Annotated in this window: 18 protein-coding genes and 5 tRNA genes; 7 read left to right on the top strand and 16 right to left on the bottom strand. The window is 45.7% G+C overall.

Annotation, left to right across the window (positions count from 1 at the left end; translation table 11 throughout):
- Positions 1–7: 7 nt before the first annotated feature.
- From AB1763_02510 to AB1763_02475, 8 genes are read right to left on the bottom strand one after another with little or no spacing between them, the layout of a single operon-like run.
- Positions 8–667, bottom strand: coding sequence for a SprT family zinc-dependent metalloprotease (locus AB1763_02510; protein ID MEW5831691.1), 660 nt, complete (start codon positions 665–667; stop codon positions 8–10).
- Positions 654–3,728 carry an HsdR family type I site-specific deoxyribonuclease gene (locus tag AB1763_02505; GenBank protein ID MEW5831690.1) on the bottom strand — a complete coding sequence of 1,025 codons (3,075 nt, stop codon included), beginning with the start codon at positions 3,726–3,728 and terminating at the stop codon, positions 654–656. Before AB1763_02505 ends, AB1763_02510 begins: the two co-directional genes overlap by 14 nt.
- Positions 3,725–4,324, bottom strand: a complete 600-nt coding sequence (locus tag AB1763_02500) for a hypothetical protein (GenBank protein MEW5831689.1) — start codon at positions 4,322–4,324, stop codon at positions 3,725–3,727. Before AB1763_02500 ends, AB1763_02505 begins: the two co-directional genes overlap by 4 nt.
- Positions 4,325–5,503, bottom strand: coding sequence for a nucleotidyltransferase (locus AB1763_02495; GenBank protein ID MEW5831688.1), 1,179 nt, complete (start codon positions 5,501–5,503; stop codon positions 4,325–4,327).
- Entirely contained in the window at positions 5,490–6,446 is a 957-nt protein-coding gene (locus AB1763_02490; protein ID MEW5831687.1) for a CBASS cGAMP-activated phospholipase, read from the bottom strand. Before AB1763_02490 ends, AB1763_02495 begins: the two co-directional genes overlap by 14 nt.
- Complete coding sequence (locus tag AB1763_02485; GenBank protein MEW5831686.1) at positions 6,443–7,624, bottom strand: restriction endonuclease subunit S; 1,182 nt, start codon at positions 7,622–7,624, stop codon at positions 6,443–6,445. The genes AB1763_02490 and AB1763_02485 overlap by 4 nt, the downstream gene beginning before the upstream one ends.
- 1 nt (position 7,625) lies before the next feature.
- Positions 7,626–9,116 carry a type I restriction-modification system subunit M gene (locus tag AB1763_02480; protein ID MEW5831685.1) on the bottom strand — a complete coding sequence of 497 codons (1,491 nt, stop codon included), beginning with the start codon at positions 9,114–9,116 and terminating at the stop codon, positions 7,626–7,628.
- Positions 9,113–9,697 carry a restriction endonuclease subunit S gene (locus AB1763_02475; protein MEW5831684.1) on the bottom strand — a complete coding sequence of 195 codons (585 nt, stop codon included), beginning with the start codon at positions 9,695–9,697 and terminating at the stop codon, positions 9,113–9,115. The genes AB1763_02480 and AB1763_02475 overlap by 4 nt, the downstream gene beginning before the upstream one ends.
- Before the next feature lie 500 nt (positions 9,698–10,197).
- On the opposite strand from AB1763_02475, the gene AB1763_02470 reads away from it, so the two are divergent.
- Positions 10,198–10,464, top strand: coding sequence for a hypothetical protein (locus tag AB1763_02470; protein MEW5831683.1), 267 nt, complete (start codon positions 10,198–10,200; stop codon positions 10,462–10,464).
- Between the two features lie 900 nt (positions 10,465–11,364).
- On the opposite strand, the gene AB1763_02465 is transcribed toward AB1763_02470, so the two are convergent.
- The 5 genes from AB1763_02465 to AB1763_02445 all read right to left on the bottom strand — a co-directional run bounded on the left by AB1763_02465 (position 11,365) and on the right by AB1763_02445 (position 11,884).
- Positions 11,365–11,449 (bottom strand) — tRNA-Leu (locus AB1763_02465).
- Positions 11,450–11,475: 26 nt separating this feature from the next.
- A tRNA-Arg gene (locus tag AB1763_02460) sits at positions 11,476–11,552 on the bottom strand.
- 11 nt (positions 11,553–11,563) lie between these two features.
- A tRNA-Arg gene (locus AB1763_02455) sits at positions 11,564–11,640 on the bottom strand.
- A gap of 47 nt (positions 11,641–11,687) precedes the next feature.
- Positions 11,688–11,764: transfer RNA gene (locus AB1763_02450), tRNA-His, on the bottom strand.
- Positions 11,765–11,806: 42 nt separating this feature from the next.
- Positions 11,807–11,884: transfer RNA gene (locus tag AB1763_02445), tRNA-Pro, on the bottom strand.
- A gap of 227 nt (positions 11,885–12,111) precedes the next feature.
- Here AB1763_02445 and AB1763_02440 point away from each other — a divergent pair.
- Both AB1763_02440 and AB1763_02435 read left to right on the top strand, forming a co-directional pair.
- The gene (locus AB1763_02440) at positions 12,112–13,485 is read left to right on the top strand and encodes an amino acid permease (GenBank protein ID MEW5831682.1); all 1,374 of its coding nucleotides are present in this window, start codon (positions 12,112–12,114) and stop codon (positions 13,483–13,485) included.
- The gene (locus AB1763_02435) at positions 13,485–14,714 is read left to right on the top strand and encodes an MFS transporter (protein MEW5831681.1); all 1,230 of its coding nucleotides are present in this window, start codon (positions 13,485–13,487) and stop codon (positions 14,712–14,714) included. Before AB1763_02440 ends, AB1763_02435 begins: the two co-directional genes overlap by 1 nt.
- Before the next feature lie 288 nt (positions 14,715–15,002).
- Here AB1763_02435 and AB1763_02430 read toward each other — a convergent pair whose 3' ends face one another.
- Genes AB1763_02430 through AB1763_02420 form a run of 3 tightly spaced genes read right to left on the bottom strand, consistent with a single transcriptional unit; the run spans position 15,003 to position 17,783 of the window.
- Positions 15,003–15,779 (bottom strand): thiazole synthase, encoded by a 777-nt coding sequence (locus tag AB1763_02430; GenBank protein MEW5831680.1) that lies wholly within the window; start codon positions 15,777–15,779, stop codon positions 15,003–15,005.
- 58 nt (positions 15,780–15,837) lie between these two features.
- On the bottom strand, positions 15,838–16,395 hold the full coding sequence (gene purN, locus AB1763_02425; protein ID MEW5831679.1) for a phosphoribosylglycinamide formyltransferase: 558 nt from the start codon (positions 16,393–16,395) through the stop codon (positions 15,838–15,840).
- Positions 16,392–17,783, bottom strand: a complete 1,392-nt coding sequence (locus tag AB1763_02420) for an NAD(P)H-hydrate dehydratase (GenBank protein ID MEW5831678.1) — start codon at positions 17,781–17,783, stop codon at positions 16,392–16,394. Before AB1763_02420 ends, purN begins: the two co-directional genes overlap by 4 nt.
- Before the next feature lie 44 nt (positions 17,784–17,827).
- Here AB1763_02420 and AB1763_02415 point away from each other — a divergent pair, with 44 nt between their 5' ends.
- From AB1763_02415 to AB1763_02400, 4 genes are read left to right on the top strand one after another with little or no spacing between them, the layout of a single operon-like run.
- Positions 17,828–18,796, top strand: a complete 969-nt coding sequence (locus AB1763_02415; GenBank protein ID MEW5831677.1) for a KpsF/GutQ family sugar-phosphate isomerase — start codon at positions 17,828–17,830, stop codon at positions 18,794–18,796.
- Entirely contained in the window at positions 18,793–19,683 is an 891-nt protein-coding gene (locus AB1763_02410; GenBank protein MEW5831676.1) for a pseudouridine synthase, read from the top strand. The genes AB1763_02415 and AB1763_02410 overlap by 4 nt, the downstream gene beginning before the upstream one ends.
- Positions 19,680–20,078 (top strand): secondary thiamine-phosphate synthase enzyme YjbQ, encoded by a 399-nt coding sequence (locus AB1763_02405; GenBank protein MEW5831675.1) that lies wholly within the window; start codon positions 19,680–19,682, stop codon positions 20,076–20,078. The genes AB1763_02410 and AB1763_02405 overlap by 4 nt, the downstream gene beginning before the upstream one ends.
- A 5-nt stretch (positions 20,079–20,083) precedes the next feature.
- Positions 20,084–21,250: a replication-associated recombination protein A gene (locus AB1763_02400; protein MEW5831674.1), complete on the top strand. Its 1,167-nt coding sequence runs from the start codon at positions 20,084–20,086 to the stop codon at positions 21,248–21,250.
- Positions 21,251–21,255 lie beyond the last annotated feature (5 nt).

The raw sequence follows: 21,255 nt of genomic DNA, 5'->3' as shown, positions 1-21,255 counted from the left end.
ATTTTTATTATCGTTCGAGGTTTGCCTTTCTTTTCTGCCAATCAGGCATATGCAAACTCAGATGATTGTAGAAGTTTTTACTATGATCATTATGGATCAAATGAACCAATTCATGAAAAATGACATACTCAATTGAGCTTTTTGGTTTTTTGATGAGTTCAAGATTTAGATTGATATAGGATTTTTTAGGGTTACACGATCCCCAGCGTGTTTTCATGGATCTAATTCGAACCGCTTTGATCTCTAGTTTGACGATAGCGTTATATTTGTCAATATTTTTTTGAAAATACTCCATAGCCCTAGATTTATACCAATCATTGATGAGCTTTTCTTTTCTGCTATAGTCATGTTTGTCTTTAACAAAGAGTTCAAAATATCCACGATTCAGTCGAGCTTTTTCTTCGTTTGATTCGATCACCTTTAGGCGATAATTCTTACCAAGATACAAAAAGCTTTCACCGCTCACTAGCTCTTTTTTTGGTTGCGTGTTTTTTTGAAAAAGTTTGAGCTGCTGATTGACCCAATTGGCTCTTTTTACAAGGATATGTTCAATTTCCCCATCCGTCATATCAAGAGGCACTGTTAGCAATACTTCTTGATTTGGTTTGACCTTTAGATTGGCGTGTTTGATATCCTTGTAAACAATGGTGATGTTATCTCTTTGCATAGTTGTTGATGCCGATGGAACGAACTTGAGCGATGATCTCATCTAAGTCGGCGAATTTAATTTTATGGGTACTTTCAAGCTCCCAAAGTAAATCGTCAATCTCTTGATCAATAGTATTTTTAACATCGTTATTATTTTCCCAATCGGGTTTTTTGGATGCTTCTTTGAAAATAGAATCTACCTTGAGTACCACTTCTACAAACGTTTCCGATGGTATCTCTTTCATATACGCTTGTAGGTTATCATAAAACGATCGTGCCATAGCATTATGTTTGATTTGTTCTGGGTATTCGTCAAGATCGTCACTATTTTTTTGCATCAATAGTGAACGAATATCTTTCGCATGTTTGAGTTTATCTTCATCGCTAAGACGCCCCTCTTTATACTCATCCAAAATCTCTTGAATCCGCTTAGAGAGTTTGTCGTAATACGCCGGATTTTGCTCTCGTCGCTCAGAAATCACTTTAGTACTGGCACTGATGATGGTATCAGCTCTCGCATTATCCCCAACCACACGATCCAGCTCTTTTTCAAAATCTGCTTCGAATATATTAACGAGCTTAGTGAGTTGATTCACCTCTTCGGCACTGATAAATGTATCCAGAAGCTTTTGCATCTGCTTTTCATATTTACCGAAGTCCACCTCTTCGTGATAGCGAATTTTGACGCTTTTACGAAGTTCGCTGTAAAACTTCATAGCTCTTTTGTACTCTTCTATCTCTACTTTGGTGAATACTTCGGTAATTTTGTCACTAGAGAGGGCGAGCTTGAGTGCTCTTGCGTAGGATGATAGGAGCTCATAAAACTCTTTTCTTTTCTCTTCATCACCCAAGAAAACTTCATAACTCTCTTGATCGTTTTTATTGTCGACGGGGTCAAAAAGCTCTTTGAGATGAGAATAAAACGTTTTTACTCTCGCCACTTCTTCTTTGATATCGATAACAGCACCCAGAAGATCTTCTTCTTCGAAGCCATCAAGTGAGCTGTATGAAGTTAGAGCTTGGTCAAGGTTACCCAGAAGCCCTCGATAATCAACAATAAATCCGAAATCTTTTCCATCATAAAGACGGTTAACACGTGCGATTGCTTGCAAGAGATTATGTTCTTTGAGCTCTTTGTCTATATAGAGTATCGCCGCTCTTGGTGCGTCAAACCCGGTCAGGAGTTTATCAACTACAATCAGCAATTCGATCTCATCACCTTCGATAAATTCGTCTTTGATTTTTTCGAGAAAACGCTCTTCGTCGCCATATTTTCTAATGAGTTTATTCCACGCTTCGATAACGAATTGTTTATTGCTCTCATCGACTTCGTCATGCCCCTCTCTCGTATCTGGAGCGGAAATGACAAATGAGGTTTTGATATTGCCAAATTCTTCAAAAATAGAGTGATATTTGATCGCTTCGTATTTACTACTGGTAGCTAACATCGCTTTGAACCCTGTTCCCTGTACATTTTTGATGAAATGCTCATTGATATCAAGCGCGATCATCTCCAGACGCCGTTCACTCGAAGCGATTCGCTGAAATCTCGCCCATTTTCTTTTTAAATCCATTTTTTGTTCATCATTCAAGTCACGAGAAATCATCTCAAACCGTCGATCCAGTCCGTTTTGATCATTCACCCACTGATCGACCAATCTACCCTCATAAAGTAGAGGTAAAACGGCGTTGTCTCGTACTGCTTGATCAATCGTGTATTTATGAATCAACCCCCCAAATTTCGCGATAGAACTTTTTTCACGTTTGAGCAGTGGTGTACCTGTAAACCCGAGATAGCATCCGTTATCAAACACTTTTTTCATCGACTTATGCAGATCACCGCCTTGGGTTCGGTGTGATTCATCGACGAGCACAAAGATGTTAGGATCATCCAAAACGATTTTTTCTTTTTCAACCGTCTCAAATTTATGAATCAGCGTAGTGATAACACTCATGCCTGATTGTAGTTTTTCGATCAGATCATGACCACTACTGGCACGTCCCGCTTTTATTTCACTATTGGCAAACGTCGTGTGTATCTGTCTATCCAAATCCGTTCTATCTGTGACCACAATGATTTTAGAACCTACGATATCGCGTTTGATCACTTTTGTGAGCATTGCCATCGTGAGTGACTTCCCGCTTCCTTGCGTATGCCATACGAGCCCACCGTCACGTCTACCGGTATTATCAAACACATTGATCTTTTTGACGATCTCTTTGATCGCAAAAAATTGCTGATAACGCGCCACTTTTTTGATTTTGTTGTCAAAGATGATATAAGAGTGCAAAATTTCGATCACACGCTTTTTATTGAAGAGTGCAAAAATAGTTTTATCCAGCGCACTCACCGTTCTATTTTCTATGAGGTTGCTTGGTTCACTTTTGAATTCTTCCTCTTCCCATACGGCATAGAACTTTTTAGGTGTCCCTGCTGTAGCATATTTAGGGCTGTGGTTGTTTCCGGCGATAGTGAGCTGAATGTATTTGAAGAGATGCGGAATCTCATCTTTACCTTGATTGCGGATCATTTGAGAGATACCTTGCTCCGCGTCTACACTGGATTTTTTCAGTTCGATCACTGCAAACGGGATACCGTTGATAAAAAGTACCAAGTCAGGCCGTCTAGTCTTCTCAATTTCAGATGTAATTTGACGGTTGACAGTGAACTCTTCTGTGATATGAAAGATATTTTTTTCAGGATTTTTGAAATCGATATATTGGAGAGAGAAGCTTTTTTTGACACCGTCGATCAGCTCTTCGTCATAACTGGTTCCGAGCATGAGTTTGTCACTGATTTTTTGATTAGCACTCATGAGACCTTCATTGAGTGGAACATTGAGTTCTTCGATCGCTTTGGCGATATTTTTTGGGGAAAATGTATACTCTACCCCTTTGTATTCAAAGCTATTAATCTTTTGAAGTTGTTCGAGGAGAATGTCTTTGAGTATCACCTCTCCAAGCTTGCCATTGCGAACTCTTACATTCTCTTCTTGGCTGATAAAGGTATAGCCCATCTTTTTTAATAGCTCTATGGTGTTGTTTTGAAGAGTCAACTCTGCAAAGATATCTTGTTTCATGCTACTCCTTCGCGTTCTATATAAGCTTTTCTGCGTTGTTCATAAATGGAATGAATGATTTGTTTAGCTTTATCTTCTTTATTCGTTTTTTTTGCTTTTTGTTTTCGAAACTTATTGAAAATACTTACCTGTTTTTTGTCATTTTCTTCAGAATTTTTACTCGATGGATGTTCTCCTCCACCTTTCCATTCACATGAAAATAACCATTCTTCATAATAATACAGCCACAAATAAGTCCATGGCACGAATGTCGTATTTAATGGCATAGTCTGATCCCAATCTTTGTATGCTGGGTAATATAGACATAATTTGACCCTTTTGGAATCGTAGAGGTGAGGAATAGATTTTTTTTTCGATATATCCCAAACATCCTGATCCAGTATAAAAACATCAGGTGAATAATTATCCATATGAAAAATGAGCAATACGAGGTAAGTTTTACTGAGAGGAGTTGGTTGTGCAGTAAACTCCCAATAAAAATAGTCACGTGAAAATTCTCCTCTTCCATTAGATGCCAGGGGACAATTTTTTATATTAAAGTACTGTTGTTCTAAACTTAGTGTTTTGTACTTAGAGACCCCTTTTGCAAATGACATTTAGTTTCCAAAAAATGTATTTTTTTTGACCGGATGAGAATCAGATAGAGTTCCGAATCCAGCACCTAAAAGTCCTCTTTGTCTATAGTCATCAACCTTTTGTGTCATGTCGTTGTAAACTTTATTGACAGGGGACTCTCCCAATCCTTTTTTGAGCGATTCAAAAATTAAATGTTGACCTTTGAGGTTATTAATCGATTCAAACATTTTTACTATTTCCGTGTGCCATGAATCAAAATTTTGTTTTTTTATTGGAGTGTAATTCCACTTTTCTGCAAAATTTTCACCTGTAACTGTAGGATTTTCTATCCAATGTAAAGTATTTCTTGTTTCGATAAATAAAGGCATGTTTTTCAAAGTATCGATCATTAAGCTATACTCATTGTAATACGTGAAATGTCGAATACAATATTCATAGGATTTGGTTGCTAGAGTAGTAATAATGATTGAAATAGGCGCATCGTCTCTACCATCGAACATCATGTCTCTATGTCTTTTAAAAATTTGAATATATCTTTTTAAAAGAGGTTTGTTTGAGTCATGTTCTGGCAATTCAGTGACTGTTGCTGCGTCTTCAGTCATAAGGATTGTATTTCTTGATTCAAACATATTTTTTGTAAATTCTGATATCGGCTCTATTGATGAGATATTATCGAACCATTGCGCATATCCTTCGGGATTGGTAGGCATATAGCGTTCAAGTTTTTCATCAGCTACCAGTTCACTCTCATTGAATGGCTCGTGATGATTATCGAGTGATGGTGTGATGTCGAGATGGAATTCATTGGCATAATTAATACACCAGCCTCTATTTAAAGGGGTGAGCATTTTTTTGTAGGTGTCATGTTCTTTAAGCCGATCACCAATAAGTTCCTTTAAACGTTCAGGCTTGATCATATCTGCCGAAACATTTGGCGTATAAAAAACCAGATCAATATCGAACTCATTTTTTCCGATGGGTTTGACAGTCGTTCCCAATCTAATCGAACCCTGAGGGTATATTTCACCATCTTTAAAACATTGTTTTTTACCATCACCCAATAAACAATATTCGCCTTCAGCCAGCCATTTTCCTACGGCTTTATAGCGTTCTTCCGCTAATTTATATTGAGATTTGGTGATCTCTAAAGAGTCACCGACTTTTTCTAAAATTTTAAATAGTTCTTTATTGGTCGACATCTTTGTCCTTTATGTATTTATTTATAAACGATTGAATTTCAGCGTGTCGAGAAGTAAAGTCATGATCTGCTTTACTGAGCAAGTTTTCATTCTGGGATATATCATCAAGAGGCAGAGTTTTGTCGCTTGTATATGTCAAACGTAAAATATTTTCTTTCGGCATTAAAAATTGCAGCAAACTATTATTAGTTTTAGTCTGCAAATTTAAAATCATCGAAATAAGTTTTTCTCTTTTCCAGCCAGTTAAGAACCCCCAGAATTTGGTATTTATATGATAATCATTTTCTTCTACACCTGTTCCAATTGAGACAATAGAAACATCTTGAGGCTCAACCTTAAAAATCTTTTTTGCCTCAGCCAATGCAACTAGAACAGGACTGTTTGCCCAAAGCCCTCCATCTGCAAGCAAATGATTGCCAATTTTATGTGGAGGGAAAAAGATGGGTGCTGAAGATGAAGCCAAAATAGCATCATATAAAGCTATCTTTTTATCTCTAACCAACTCTTTGGTATTCCCATTGCTATCATTTTGACCATTGAAAGTTGTCTTAAAAACGAATTGTGTTGAATTCCCAATGTCAGTAGCACATATTAAAAGAGGTTTCTCTATATCTCCAAACACCGTATTTTCAAAAATCGTTTTCAATTGTTCTTTTAATGGATTAGGGTTATATCTACTGCCAAACAAACCAATTCTAGACAACCATCTCTTCTTAAAAATATTTTTGCCTTCATACTCATATAGAGAAATTACTTTATCAATAGCAATTTTTTTGACAATAGACCCAGCCAAAATTGAGCCGGTAGACGTTCCAACGATCAAATCAAAATCATTATAGAAATTCACACCGCAATCGTCTTGTATTCTTTTTAAAAGCTGTGCAGAGTATAGTCCTCTAATACCGCCGCCGTCTAAACAGAGAATTCTAAATTTTTTACTCATATTTTTACCCTCACTTCACCAGTCAGTAACTTTTGCATTAGCCCTTTTTTCTGCTGTTTTAGCTCTTCAAGTTCATTTTTAAGAAGACTGATTTCTTTGGTTGCAAAGATTAAGATATCAGCTATTTTTCGTTGCTCTTCTTCAGATGGCAACTTAATTTCTAATTCTTGATATTCAGATATCCAATATCGTTTGTGATCATCAGCAACGAAATTGATCATTTGAATAAACTCATAAATCAAGTTCATATTGACAGTGTTGTTTTTTGGCTTTAAAATTTTCATCGCTGATGATTTAGCTTTGAATGGAAAATCTACAAATTGTGTTGCTGTAGTGAAATCATCGAAGATTATGACAGGTAAATTATTTTTATAAATTCCACTTTTTTCATTTGTATATCCAAGTATGAAGGTTTTACCAGCTGTCAGAACAGGAGTATCGTAACTGTCATTATAATTAGTATCTTTAACTAAATATTGTGTTGGTTGCTCATAGTCCAGTAAGTCTCCAAGTTTTACAAATTTCCATGGATCTGAAAACCCATCAAAACGAATTTCACCACTTAGTAGCTTTTGCATAAGCCCTTTTTTAAGTTGTTCTTTCTCTCTGATAAGCTCTTCTTGTTTTACGATGGCTTCATCCCAAGTAGTAAGTATGTGAGCTATTTTTTCTTGTTCACTAAAAGGTGGTAATGGAATTTGAAGTTCTGCAAATTCACCTTGCCCCAGTGTTTTATTCCGTCCAGCCCCACCCGGTGAAGCGAGTTCGAGTAAATACTTACCGCGTTTAGATTTAAACAAGTAAACCAAATAATCAAGATCTAATATGTTCTTTTGAGGCTTATACATCGGAAATCGATGAGAAGCAATCATACCTTTTTCATTTTCAGTAGTTTTCCCTATGGCTTGTTCCCATGCAAATACGATATTAACAATAAAGCAATCTGGTTCAACCCAAAACACTGATTTATCACCTATCTCATCAATAGTAGTAAAATCTTTGTAGAAAAGTCCCTTCCCATGAGATCGAATCCCTATTTCTTGATACTTTTCGTCAGGCTTTACTTCAAGAGGTTTTCGTACTCTTGTTAACACTTCGTCAATTCGGTGCAAATTCCAATCCGTTGGGATAACACCAACTTTGGTCTTTTTATATCCACTTGGAGCTATTGTTTCCATCTTATAGTCCCAACTCTTTGAGATATGCACTCATTTGAGTTTTGATAGATGCTAATTCATTTTCCACTTTTTCAATACTTGCTTTTGTAGTCTCGATATCTACCGGTTCTTCCTCTTCAAATGTATCGACATATCTTGGAATATTGAGGTTATAGTCGTTTTCTTGTATCTCTTCTATCGTTGCCACATGAGAATATTTTTCTATCTCACTTCTACTTCTGTATGTGTCAAGTATCTTTTGGATATTTTCTTCGGTTAGATTATTTTGATTTTTAGCTTTATCAACTTCTTCTTTACTTGCATCGATAAAGAGAATATCTTTTTGAGTTCTATTCTTTTTAAATATAAGGATCGTAGCTGGAATACCAGTACCAAAGAAGAGATTCGCCGGTAATCCGATGACAGCATCGAGTAAATTTTCATTGATCAGTTTCTCTCGGATTCTTCCTTCACTGGCACCACGAAATAAGACACCATGAGGGAGGACAACCCCCATTCTCCCTTTTTCATTGAGACTTTTGATCATGTGAGTCACAAAGGCGTAATCGCCTTTGCTTTTTGGTGGTATGCCATAATCACTAAATCTTCTATAAGGGTCATTTTCAGCGAAATCTGCCCCCCATTTATCGAGACTGAACGGTGGATTGGCAACGACCACATCAAACTTCATGAGCTTGTCATCTTCGACGTGCAAAGGGTTTCTGATGGTATCCCCCCATTCGATCTTGGCATCGTTAATCTCGTGCAGATACATATTCATCCGGCAAAGCGCGTGCGTTTGCCCATTTTTCTCTTGACCGTAAATAGCGAAGTTTGCAGATCCGACTTCTTTAGATGCCTTGATAAGCAATGATCCAGAACCACAAGTAGGATCGTAGATTCGATCGCCCTCTTTTGGCTCTACGAGTTTTGCTAATAGTGTTGAGACTTCGCTTGGAGTAAAAAACTCACCACCTTTTTTACCTGCATCACTAGCAAAGTGAGCGATTAGATATTCATAGCTGTCTCCAATGATGTCTTGACCAGTGAGTTTGCTCGGGCTCAAATCCAGTCGCGAATCGCTAAAATCTTCGAGAAGGTGTTTGAGGATACTGTTTCTCTCTTTGGTATCGCCGAGAACTTTTTTGTCATTGAAATCAACGTTTCTAAAGATCCCTTCGAGTTTTTCAGGGTTGTCTTCTTCTATCTTTTCAAGGGCTTTATTGATAACTTCACCAAGATTATTTGCCTCTTTATGTTTGAGTAGATATTCAAACGTGCAGCTCTCATCGAGAACGAATTTTTCTCTCTGGAGTGCTCTTTGTACACGATCTTCATCCCCATTGTATTTGTCATTAAGAGTTTGAAGTTTCTCTTTATAGAAGTCCGATAGATATTTGACGAATAGCATACTGAGGACGTAGTCTTTGTATTGTGAACTATCCATTGTCCCTCGAAAGGTGTCACATGCTTTCCATACTACGTTATTGATTACTTCTTTTGTTGTTTTCATTGATTTATTTCCTTTTTTAAAATAGTGTCGAGTAGTTCATTTTTGAATTGCGTTTTTAGTGATTTGAGAGTATCAAGTAGCTCGATCTCACGATTGGCAAGATTCAGCATCGCAACAATTTCTTCTTGAGTCTCTTCGGGTGGTAAAGTTACGTCTAAATCAGCCAGTTCACTTGCTTTGAGCATTTGGATCGTTGTCCCTTGAAGCTCTTTGTGAAGTCTTTTTTGTGCTTCATTTGAGTTGATATAGTGGGTGAGATAACGACTATTGATTTCCTTTTTTGGTTTGATGATCGCCATTAATGCAGGAACAAGCAAACCGCTACTTTCTTTATCAATATAGACAGCCGTATTCGGTTCTCTCAATCGAACCAAAATATCACCTTCTTGTGTGATGTAGCTTTCACTCAATTCCTCGCTTGCAATGAACTCGTCGAGCTCATCATGAAGCAACTGACCCGTTGAAGAGAAAGCTTTTAATGTGACCGCTTTGTATCTAAAAAACTGATCATCATGAATATCACCTTTTTTACGAGCTAAAGGCAAACCGATTCTAATGTCAGAAATTTTTCCAACCTTCATTTATGCTCCATTTTGTTTTACAGCAAAATAATACAACTTTTTTTTGGCGTTGTCAAATTTTATGTTTTATTTATAAAATAATACACTTGCTTTCTTTTCTATTCTAATATATAATTTGGATCGGGATGAATTTAAACACAATAAATCTTCAAAATTTGAGGCAATTGAAGATTCAATAGAAAATAAATAGCTTCACTGGAAAATGCTATATGGATCGAGTCTTAAAACTTCATGGATATTTGATGTTCTAGAGGGTATAGACAAGTATTGATAACGTTATCAAACTGAATCATGTATATGATTTAGAAAAGAGAAATGGATCTAAGTAAAAGAGTTGTTTCAATTCTGCTACTGATCTAAAATAAACGAATGAACGAATATCATAGGAATTGTTACTCAACGGTTCTAATGCTAAATTCGAAAACAATTGCACTTAAGTAACTCTAAGCGAACAGGCCATTTGCAAAGTGTTCTTAGGTGACACCATACGAAAGATTCCCGTGGATCTTTTGCATGACCAAGTCGTACAACTCATTGGTAGCTCAATTGAGCTATCTGAAAAACTTATCATTTCTAATGGATTGAATAAACCTTTGCTCACTGAAACTGAGCTGGCTTTATATTTTGGACGCAGTAAAAACTGGACATATCAACTTAGAAATAAAGGAGTGCTTCATGAGGGGATACACTACCATTATATTAACGGCTTGGTCTTGTATAATCGCGAAAAGATTGAGAACGATATAGTCTCAAATAATTTTCGCTAAAAATCATTTTCATCCTGTTTGCCTCGCCCCTGATTTTCTTCTTTCTTTATCACATTCCAGAGTGAGAAGTGAGGAGATGACGCAGTTAGGGGCTTCAAAGCTCCCAAAAAATTGGGCATACTTCTCCGCACTTGAAATTCCACCAACTAAATTTACGTTATAATTCCGTCGTTTCGATTGATCGTCGAATAGCCTCTTCGCCTTTTTCACGCTCGGCAAGAGCATACCATCAACTGTCGGTTGTGCTGTACAGTTTGTTCCGTGTCCATTATGTGAGAGTCTTGGATTTAGGTCGGTATGAGAAGGTGCAGAGAGCATAGTATCTACCACAGCGCCACTTTTCGCGTGTGATCGATCCCCCTTTTGGTTTCCCTGTGAGAGCCAGCCGCAGCCGCATCAACTTCTACTCTTTTTTCTATATTTCGGGTACTGCATTATGAGCAGAGACTATGATGGTCACAATCAAAATATATACTTCACCAGACGCTTGATGATACGCCTTTCATATATTGAACAATGGGAATGGATTTGTGAGTAAGGGCGCAGGTACCAAGTGTCCCAATTGAATTACTCAACGGGAAGCCGAGAGGCTTCCATCACTTGGGAGTGATAAAACACTTGGTACCCCGTTGAATAATCGTAACGGGGGAATCATAGTTGAAAAAAAGAGCTATGTTAATAAATTTTCATAGGCTATCAAAGTGTATCAAAACGTTTCATATTGTTACGATATTTTTCATGAAAAGTGGAGTATGGGTAGCTTCGTTGAAAAAATAAAATTATCACGCGAAAAAAAGTTTGAGCTAATAGTAGAGGTTGTAGTAAAAATGTAGTAAAAAATGATTTTTTTTATTTCTTAAAAAAAAGAAGAAAAAGCTTGAAAAGTGCCTATTTAAGGCATGGTGCGGACGAAAGGACTTGAACCTTCACACCGTGAGGCACCAGATCCTAAGTCTGGCGTGTCTACCAATTTCACCACGTCCGCGCACGATACAGTATAAAAGTCTAAGGTGGTACGCCCTAGAGGATTCGAACCTCTGACCGATGCCTTAGAAGGGCATTGCTCTATCCAGCTGAGCTAAGGACGCGAAAGACTATATGGTGCGCCCGATAGGGTTCGAACCTATAACCTACGGATCCGAAGTCCGTTACTCTATCCAATTGAGCTACGGACGCACATCCTTCTAAAACATCGCGTATCAAAAGGTATCCAAACAGAAACATGGGGTGGATGATGGGAATTGAACCCACGACCCCCAGGACCACAATCTGGTGCTCTAACCAACTGAGCTACACCCACCATGAAAAAATCTATTTGAATGATACAGGAAAGAAAAAAACGTGGTCGGGGCGAGAGGACTCGAACCTCCGGCCCCTTGGTCCCAAACCAAGTACTCTAACCATACTGAGCTACGCCCCGACCTTCCTAATTTACTCAAAAGCGAGCTAAATTAGTGAGGCGAAATTATATCGGAAAGAAAAAATCTTGTCAAGAGACGTGTTTACAATGGTAATGTTTTTCGGGAAACGGAGGGGGAAGGGGAATGCGGACAAGAAAACGCCATCAAACTTTATGTATAATCGGGACTTATTATCGCGGTATAGGGGCCATAAGAGGCACAATTCCAACGAAGGGGTGAGAGGGGAATGAAAAAGTATTTTCGGAAAAAAGACATGTCGGGGGTCGGCGGGGAGTTTCAGCGCCGCCTCGGCCTGATGGACGTTACGTTTATCGGCATCGGCGCGGTGATCGGCGCGGGTATTTTCGTCATTACCGGTCAGGCGGCGGCGACGATGGCGGGTCCTGCGATCGTGCTGTCGTTTTTGCTGGGGGCGGTGATGATCGGGATCACGGCACTGATTTACGCGGAACTCAGTTCTGCATTTCCCGTCGCGGGAAGTGCGTACAGTTTTACGTTCGCATCGCTGGGTGAGGTTTTTGCGTGGTTTGTGGGATGGAATCTCCTGTTGGAATACGGGGTTGCCACCGCGGCGGTCGCGACGGGATGGTCGGGGTATCTGCGCCGGTTTCTCGAAGAGAGCGTCGGGGTCGCGATCCCAAAAGCGCTCAGCGGGGCGTATGATCCCGCAAACGGAACTTATATCGATATCAGCGCGTTTGGGATTATCCTGGCGATTTTCATTCTCCTCGCCATCGGGATCAAAGAGAGCGCTCGGGTCAATACGGCAATCGTGTTTATCAAACTTACCGTGCTGGCCGTTTTCGTCTTTGTCGGGCTGCCGCACGTCGACTGGAATAACCTCACGAACTTTTTCCCATACGGATGGGAAGGGGTGTGGCATGCCGCGGCATTGCTCATTTTCGCCTATCTGGGATTCGACGCGATCAGTACCGTTGCCGAAGAGACCAAAAACCCCGAACGGAACATTCCGCTGGGGCTGATTCTTTCGCTGGCGTTGAGCCTGGTGTTTTTCATCCTCGTCAGTTTCACCCTCACCGCGATCGTTCCGTATCAGGAACTCAACGTTCCCGATGCGCTGGCGTTTGCCCTCTACCGGGTCAATGAGCCCTTTGCCGCCAACGTCATCGCGCTGGGAGCGGTCATCACGATTACGACCGTGATGATCGTCATGGGATTGGGCTTTACACGGATTTTGTTCGCCCTCTCCCGGGACAACCTGCTCCCCAAAAGCCTCAGCGAGATTCATCCCAAATACAACACCCCTTTCAAGGCGACGTTGCTCGGCGGGGTTTTTCTGAGTATCCTTGCGGGGTTGGTTCCGCTCAAAACGCTTGCCGAGCTGGTCAATATCGGAACCCTGTTCGCGTACCTGATGGTCGCGGTCGCGATCATCGTTCTTCGCCGTCAGAACACGATACAGCCCGCTTTCCGGATTCCCGCGTTTAAAATCCTGATGCCGCTCAATTTTATCCTGATCGTGTTCATGATGGCCGGGCTCCCTTTTGATACGTGGCTGCGCTTTATCGGATGGTCGATCATCGGGATGCTGATCTACGCGTTTTACAGCGTGAAAAATTCAAAAACGGAAGGACTCTGATGTCGTCGTCGCTTTCGGTGGTACGCCAGGTTTTAACGCTCCCCGTCATCGTCATCGCGATGGGGTATTTCGTCGATATCTACGACCTTATTTTGTTCGGCGTCGTCCGGGTCGAGAGCCTCACCGAGCTGGGGCTGGACAAAGAGGGGATTACCTACTGGGGATCGATCATCCTCAACGCCCAGATGGCGGGGATGCTGATCGGGGGGATCCTCTGGGGGGTTCTGGGGGACAAGCGGGGGCGCCTGTCGGTGCTGTTTGCCTCGATCATCCTCTATTCGGTGGCGAATCTGCTCAACGCGTTTGTCACCAACGTCGAACAGTACGCGATTTTGCGTTTTATCGCGGGAATCGGGTTGGCCGGAGAACTGGGGGCGGGGGTGACGCTGGTCGCCGAAATCCTTCCCAAGGAGTACCGTGGATACGGGGTGATGACGATTGCGGCGTTCGGAGTTCTGGGAGTAGTCGCGGCCAACATCGTCGCCGAGCATTTTGCCTGGCGTAACGCCTACATCATCGGCGGGGTACTGGGGTTCATGCTGCTCGTCCTCCGCTTCCGCGTCCGTGAATCGGCGATGTTCGAACACCATGCAAGCGACGACGTCAAACGGGGTCACTTTTTCGCCCTTTTCAGCCATAAAAAGCTTTTTGCCAAATACCTCAAAGCGATCGTTATCGGAATGCCGCTGTGGTACGTCGTCGGGGTACTGGTGATGTTCTCTCCCGAATTCGCAACCGCCCTCTCCATCCAGGGTGAAGTAAGCGCGGGGGCAGCGCTCATGTACACCTACATCGGCCTCTCCGTCGGCGATCTCGCCAGCGGTTACCTCTCGCAGCGGATGCGAAGCCGGAAACGGGCGTATGCCGTCTTTATGGTCCTTTCGGTGGCGAGCGTGGTGTATTATTTCACCCTCTCTGGGGCAAGTGCCGAGGCGTTTTACGTGGCGGCGTTCTGGCTGGGGGTTTTCTGCGGCTACTGGGCACTGTTCATCACGATGGCGGCCGAGCAGTTCGGGACCAATATCCGTGCGACCGTTGCGACGACGGTTCCCAATTTCGTCCGCGGTTCGGTCGTCCCCATCACGTCGAGTTTCATGCTCCTCAAAGAGAGCATGGGGGTTCTGGGATCGGCGGCGGTGGTCGGAGGGGTGACGTTTGCGATCGCGTTGATCGCCCTGTACTACACGCGGGAAACGTTTCATGAGGATCTGGATTATATAGAAGCGTAATGTACTTTTCTCTTTAGCGAGAAAAGTACCAAAAGAGCATACCGCGATCCAAGAACGCTCGTTCCTCTCGGCACTGCTGCCAACGGAGCGGCTCTAGGTATTGGATCGTGGGGGTTTTGTTATCTATTTTCGCGAATGCGAAAATCATTCCATCAAATACTTTCTGCCCTCACACCACACCCAGAGCCAAGCCGCGTTGCAGCAGTGCAAAAGCGGCTGGTTAAGCGACTTGGTGTGAGGGCGATTTTCTTTTGATACTTTTCTTATGAAAAAGAAAAGTATAGAGCATTAAAACTGGATCATCCCGTCTACGGGTGAGGATGCCGTCGCGTACGGCCGTTTCGGAATCCGACCGGCCATATAGCTGAGTCTCCCCGCGATGACGGCGTGTTTCATCGCCTCGGCCATCGCGATCGGATCTTTCGCCTGCGCGATCGCCGTATTGGTCAAAATCCCGTCCGCTCCCAGCTCCATCGCCGCCGCCGCATCCGAAGCGCATCCGATTCCCGCATCGACGATGACGGGGACTTTGACCGCTTCGCGGACAAACACGATGTTATAGCGGTTTTGCACCCCGAGGCCTGAACCGATCGGTGCGGCCAGCGGCATGATCGCATGGGCTCCCGCGTCTTCGAGGCGGCGTGCCATGATCGGATCATCAGACGTGTACGCCATGATCGTAAAGCCGTCTTTCGCCAACACTTCACACGCTTTGATCGTCTCAAGGACGTCGGGGTAGAGGGTTTTTTGGGTATCCCCAATCACCTCGAGCTTGATGAGGTCGATGCCGGTCGCTTCGCGCGTGAGGCGAAAAAGGGTAATCGCCTCTTCGGCGGTCGTACATCCCGCGGAATTGGGGAGAAATTTCACGTTTGTCCCCGCAAACGTGTCGCGGAGGTTCGGTTCGTTCGGGTTGGTGATGTTAAGACGCCGTACCGCTACGGTGATGAGCTCCGATCCGCTGGCGAGCGTCGCCGCTTTGGTGGTTTCGAATGAATCGTATTTGCCGCTGCCGACGATGAGACGGCTGCCGAGAGTGTACTTTCCGATTTGCAGAGTATGCATAAAGATGGCTCCTTGGGAGTTTAATGTGGGACTTATAACATAGAAACTCTTAGGAATTCTATGCTTCCTTGAGCAAGGCGATGACGCTTAAGGGGAGGATGTCGTGTTCGATGGCGCGGATTTTGGCGGTGAAGCTCTCGAGCGTTTCGTCCGCGCTTTTGATGAAGCTTTTTTGCATGATCACCTCTCCTCCGTCGAGTTCGTCGGTAACCCAGTGAACGCTCACCCCGCATACGTTTTCGTCGCTTTCGAAACTCCGTTCGATCGCACGGGAGCCTTTGAATGCGGGAAGGAGTGATGGATGGAGGTTGATGGAGCGGACCTGCGAGGTGAATGCGGGGGTGAGAATCCGCATAAAGCCGCACAAAACGACCAGGTCGGGCTGATATTCACCGATCAGTTTCACCAGTGCCGTGTCATAGCTTTCGCGGCTCTCGAAGTCGCGGTGATCGAGTACGTCGACCGGGATTCCGGCGGCGCGGGCTTTGGCAATTCCAGCGGCTTCGGGGTTGTTGGTGATGGCGGCGACGATGGCGCAGTGTTTAAGGTGGAGTTTGTCGATCAGGTTGGCGAGGTTGGTCCCCTCGCCGCTGAAGAGGGCAACGATTTTTTTCATAAACGGGCTATTCTTTCTATCAGGTCAAACGGAGTGAGAGCGTAATTATGCCCTTCGAATCCTTTGGCTGCAAGGGTGTGGGCGAGCGAACCCTGTATGGCGGCATCGAGGGGGTCCACCCCTTGGGCGAGCAATGCGCCGATGAGTCCGCCGAGGACATCCCCGCTTCCCCCTTTGGCCAACGCGACGGTTCCGTGGGGATTGATGAAGAAACGATCCTTTCGACCGATGATGACATTCGATCCTTTGAGAACGAGGACCGCTTCGGGATAGGCCGCGCAAAAGGCGGAGGCATAACCGAACCGGTCGTTTTGGAGTTCGCCGACGTCGATGTCGGCCAATCCCGTGACACGCAGTATCTGGGTAAATTCTTTCGGGTGAGGGGTCAGGACGAGGTTGTTCCGCTTCAGCACTCCGGGAAGGAGCGGGTGATAAAAAATATCGGCGTCGAGCACCATCGGCAGTTCATTGTTCAGGAACGTTGCGAGTTCGCCGTCGTCGAATTCGCATCCAAGCCCCATTCCCATCGCAATGGCGGTCGAGGCGGAAGGGACGGAATGACTCTGCATCAGTTCGTACGGGATGGTGACGTTTTCGTTGCTGATGAGGCTTACCAGACCCGTTCCGAAGCGCAGGGCCGCCGAACCGGCGATGACGGCCGCCCCCGTTTTTTCGCCGCAGACGACGGCGAGATGGCCGTAGCTGCCCTTGTGTGCCGAAGCGCGGGTCCGTATCGGCAGAGCGAGATCGGATTCTTCGAGGAGCTGCCATGCCGATGGGATTTCGTAAAACGAGCGTCCGATTCCCAGATCGCAGGTGAGGATCTCCCCGCATACCTCTTTGGCCGCGTCGCTGTAGAGGGAGCGTTTGAGGGCGCCCATCGTGAGGGTGAGGTCGGCGCGGAAAGTGTAACGGTCGGGGGTGCCCGAAGGATAAAGGCCGCTGGGGATGTCGCAGGCGATTTTGAAGCCTTCCAGGGCGTTGAGCTTTTCCATCACTTCGATCGCGGTCGGCCCAAGCGCCCGCGAGAGCCCGCTGCCGAAAAGGGCATCGACGACGACGTTGTAGGGCCCCTCGATGGGGGAGTGTCGGTACCCCATCGCTTCGAGCCGTTCGCGTTGGCGCTGCGCAAGCGGCGAGCTTGCCCCGAAAGGAAGATGGACGCTGATACGGTAATCCCCCGCCAGCAGACGGGCGAGCGCCAGACCATCGGCACCGTTGTTGCCGCTGCCGCAGGCGATCAATACGGAGGAGCCTCGGGGAAAACGGCTGCGGATTTGGGTATTGATCCCCGCAGCGGCGTGTTCCATCATGATTTCTTCGGAAAGGGCGTATTTGGAAACGCCGCGCTGATCGAGCGAATTGACTTCAAGATAGAGATTGCGCATGGTCGGCCCTGAATTAATAAGGTTATTCGGCTATAATTATTTTTATGAACAACGATTATATCGCAATAGCCAAAAACACACTTGAAATCGAAGCCGCCATGCTCCGTGAGGCAACGGAACGGATGGGTGAAGAGATCGAACGCGCCGTAGAGATTATCCTTGGATGCAAAGGGAAGCTGATCATCACCGGTGTCGGAAAATCGGGACTGATCGGGGCAAAGATCGCGGCGACGTTCGCCTCGACCGGAACGCCGAGCTTTTTCCTCCACCCTACCGAAGCGCTTCACGGCGATCTGGGGATGATCGGGAAAGAAGACGCCGTACTCGCCATCAGTTACAGCGGCGAGAGCGAAGAGCTCAGCTCGATCCTCCCCCACATCAAGCGGTTCGATATCCCCCTTATCGGGATGACCCGCAATAGCGGTTCGACGTTGGGGCGATACAGCGACGTCGTGATCAATATCAATGTCAGCAAGGAAGCCTGTCCGCTGGATGCGGCCCCTACCTCTTCGACGACATTGACGCTTGCGATGGGGGATGCGCTGGCGGTCTGCCTGATGAAGGCGCGCAATTTTCAAAAAGAGGATTTTGCTTCGTTCCATCCCGGTGGTTCGCTGGGCAAACGGTTGTTTGTCAAAGTTTCCGATTTGATGCGGACGGAAAACCTTCCGATCGTCGAGGAAGACACGCCGCTCAAAGAAGCTATTTTGGCTCTGAGCGAGGGACGTTTGGGGACGGTTATGCTGCGCGATGCGCAAGGGAAACTCTCGGGGCTTCTCAGTGACGGCGATATCCGCCGCGCCTTGATGAACGAATCGTTCTCGCTTGATGCTCCGGCGTCGGCGTATGCGACCAAGCACCCGTTGATAATCGACGATGCGACGATGCTGGCCAGCGACGCCCTCGTCTTGATCGAGTCCAAAAAAATCCAGTTGCTGGTCGTCACCGACAAAGCCGGTAAAATTGAGGGTGCGCTGCACCTTCACACTCTTGTGGAGGCAGGTATTTCATGATGCGTCTGAACAAATTTATCGCCCATTACTCGACCTATTCGCGACGTGAGGCCGACCAGGCGATCCAGGACGGCTACGTCCGCGTCAACGGCGAGATCGAAACGAACCCCGCGACCCAGGTGGACGAAAAACACGACCAGGTGATGATCAGCGGCAAAAAGATCGTTCCGCAGGATCAGTTCACCGTCATCGTCTACAACAAACCCAGAGGCGAACTCGTCACCAAAAAAGACCCGCAGGGACGCAAAACCATTTACGATTCGCTTGCCAAGCAGTACCGCCACTACATTCCTGTCGGGCGGCTTGATTTCGCCAGCGAGGGTCTGCTGCTGCTCACCGACGCGTCGCGGGTCGCCACGGCCCTGATGACGTCGAAGATGGAACGGGTTTACAAAATCAAGATCAAAGGCCCCGTCTCCGAGGCGATGATGAAGGCGATGGACGAGGGGATTACCGTCGAGGATGCGAGCGCGGGAGCGCATGAAAAAAGCGAGATCACCTCGATGACGTTCGCCCCGTTTTTCGCCTACCAGATCCAGAAAAACCAGGGGGATTATTCGGTCCTCAAAGTGGCGATCGGGGAGGGGCAGAATCGGGAACTCCGTCGTTTTTTTGCCCATTTCGGCGCCGAGGTCGTGGACCTCAAGCGGCTCAGTTTCGGCGGGATCGATCTGAACAACCTCCCGACGGGCAAGGTCCGTTTTCTGGAACGGAGCGAATACGCTTCGCTTCGCGATTTTCTCGAAGCGGTTGAAAAAGCCGAAAAATCAAAACCCAAACCCGACGAGCGGCGACATCATCCCCTGGAAGGGAAGAAAGATGCCAGACCTGCGAAAGAAAAATCCGCATCCGCAAAAAAATTCGTAAAAGGTGAACGTAAAAAATGAAAATACTCAAATTTCCGACCAGTCACAAAACACAGTTGATGGACATCAGTAAGGAGGTGAGCGAAGCCGTTATCACTTCCGGAGTCAAAGAGGGGATCTGCGTCGTCTTCACCCCGCATACGACGGGAAGCGTCTTTTTGTTCGAAAACGCCGATCCGAACCTGCGCCGGGACCTTCTTGCCGCGTTGTCCAAAACGATCCCGAGCGATGAGCATTACACCCACGTCGGCGACAATGCCGCGGCACATCTCAAATCGTCGCGCATGGGAGCATCGGTCAGCATCCCCGTTCACGAAGGGCGTCCCATGTTCGGGAAATGGCAGGGGGTCTTTTTCGGCGAATTCGACGGTCCCCGCCAGGCCCGTGAAGTCGTGATCAAGGTCATTGCGGGATAACGTTTTTGGACTTTACCTATCTTCTCCGCCCCAAAAGCTTTGACGAGGTAGTGGGGCAGGAACATCTGTGTTCCCCGGAAGCTCCGCTGCGGGCGTTGTGCGAAGAGGGAGCCCTCACCCACTCTTTTTTCTACGGTCCCCCCGGCTGCGGCAAGACGTCGATGGCCCGGATTATCGCTTCGGCTATGGGGCTTCCGTTTTACGAATTCAATGCCACGTCGTTGAAGATCGAACAGCTGCGCAAGGTCTTCGACCAATACGAAAACGCCCTCGAACGTCCGTTGATCTTTATCGACGAAGTGCACCGTCTTTCGAAAAATCAGCAGGAAGTGTTACTGCCGGTTATGGAAAAAAACAGTGTGTTAGTAATCGGTGCATCGACTGAAAACCCCTATTTCAGCCTTACGGCGGCGATGAGATCGCGCTCGTTACTGTTCGAACTCAAAGAGATTGGTGAGGAAGCGTTAGCCGTTTTGTTAGTTCGTACGGGGATAGAAACGGACGAGGAAGCGCGTGAATACCTGATCCGCAGTTCGGGCGGTGATGCGAGAGCGATGCTCAAACTCCTCGAAGTGGCCGCAGCGCTCAAGAAACCGATCACCAAAGAGCTGCTTACCTCGTTGCGTCCTGCGGCACAGGCGCGGGGGAGCTCCGAAGCGGGGGTCCATTACGATCTCGCATCGGCCTTGATCAAAAGCATCCGCGGGAGCGATCCGGATGCGGCGGTGTATTATCTGGCACGCCTGATTGAGGGGGGAGAACCCCCCGAATTCATCGCGCGGCGTCTGGTGATCCTCGCATCCGAAGACGTCGGCAACGCCAACCCCCAGGCGTTGACGCTGACGGCATCGGCGATGGGCGCCGTGAAACAGATCGGATATCCCGAAGCACGGATCATCCTCTCGCAGGCGGTCATCTACCTGTGCGCTTCCCCCAAATCCAATACCGCCTATAACGCGATCAATGCCGCGCAGCAGGCGGTACGCGAGGGGCTGATCCTGGAAATACCCGAACACTTGCGTCAGCAGCACAAGGGGTACCGCTATCCCCATGATTTCGGAGGATGGGTCGAACAAAAATACCTCGCCAAACCGCTCCGGTTCGTCGAGTTTAAAAACATCGGCTACGAAGCAAAGATGGGGGAATGGATCGATAAGGTGTGGAAAAAATAATTCCC

The sequence above is a fragment of the Campylobacterota bacterium genome, from assembly GCA_040752835.1.
Classification (GTDB): domain Bacteria; phylum Campylobacterota; class Campylobacteria; order Campylobacterales; family Sulfurimonadaceae; genus Sulfuricurvum.
This window is presented reverse-complemented; position numbering and strand designations above follow the sequence as displayed.

Bases quoted from the DNA above. Each gene is read 5' to 3' on its own strand.
- AB1763_02510 (MEW5831691.1), bottom strand. From the start codon at position 667: ATGCAAAGAGATAACATCACCATTGTTTACAAGGATATCAAACACGCC.
- AB1763_02505 (MEW5831690.1), bottom strand. From the start codon at position 3,728: ATGAAACAAGATATCTTTGCAGAGTTGACTCTTCAAAACAACACCATA.
- AB1763_02500 (MEW5831689.1), bottom strand. From the start codon at position 4,324: ATGTCATTTGCAAAAGGGGTCTCTAAGTACAAAACACTAAGTTTAGAA.
- AB1763_02495 (MEW5831688.1), bottom strand. From the start codon at position 5,503: ATGTCGACCAATAAAGAACTATTTAAAATTTTAGAAAAAGTCGGTGAC.
- AB1763_02490 (MEW5831687.1), bottom strand. From the start codon at position 6,446: ATGAGTAAAAAATTTAGAATTCTCTGTTTAGACGGCGGCGGTATTAGA.
- AB1763_02485 (MEW5831686.1), bottom strand. From the start codon at position 7,624: ATGGAAACAATAGCTCCAAGTGGATATAAAAAGACCAAAGTTGGTGTT.
- AB1763_02480 (MEW5831685.1), bottom strand. From the start codon at position 9,116: ATGAAAACAACAAAAGAAGTAATCAATAACGTAGTATGGAAAGCATGT.
- AB1763_02475 (MEW5831684.1), bottom strand. From the start codon at position 9,697: ATGAAGGTTGGAAAAATTTCTGACATTAGAATCGGTTTGCCTTTAGCT.
- AB1763_02440 (MEW5831682.1), top strand. From the start codon at position 12,112: ATGAAAAAGTATTTTCGGAAAAAAGACATGTCGGGGGTCGGCGGGGAG.
- AB1763_02435 (MEW5831681.1), top strand. From the start codon at position 13,485: ATGTCGTCGTCGCTTTCGGTGGTACGCCAGGTTTTAACGCTCCCCGTC.
- AB1763_02430 (MEW5831680.1), bottom strand. From the start codon at position 15,779: ATGCATACTCTGCAAATCGGAAAGTACACTCTCGGCAGCCGTCTCATC.
- purN (MEW5831679.1), bottom strand. From the start codon at position 16,395: ATGAAAAAAATCGTTGCCCTCTTCAGCGGCGAGGGGACCAACCTCGCC.
- AB1763_02420 (MEW5831678.1), bottom strand. From the start codon at position 17,783: ATGCGCAATCTCTATCTTGAAGTCAATTCGCTCGATCAGCGCGGCGTT.
- AB1763_02415 (MEW5831677.1), top strand. From the start codon at position 17,828: ATGAACAACGATTATATCGCAATAGCCAAAAACACACTTGAAATCGAA.
- AB1763_02410 (MEW5831676.1), top strand. From the start codon at position 18,793: ATGATGCGTCTGAACAAATTTATCGCCCATTACTCGACCTATTCGCGA.
- AB1763_02405 (MEW5831675.1), top strand. From the start codon at position 19,680: ATGAAAATACTCAAATTTCCGACCAGTCACAAAACACAGTTGATGGAC.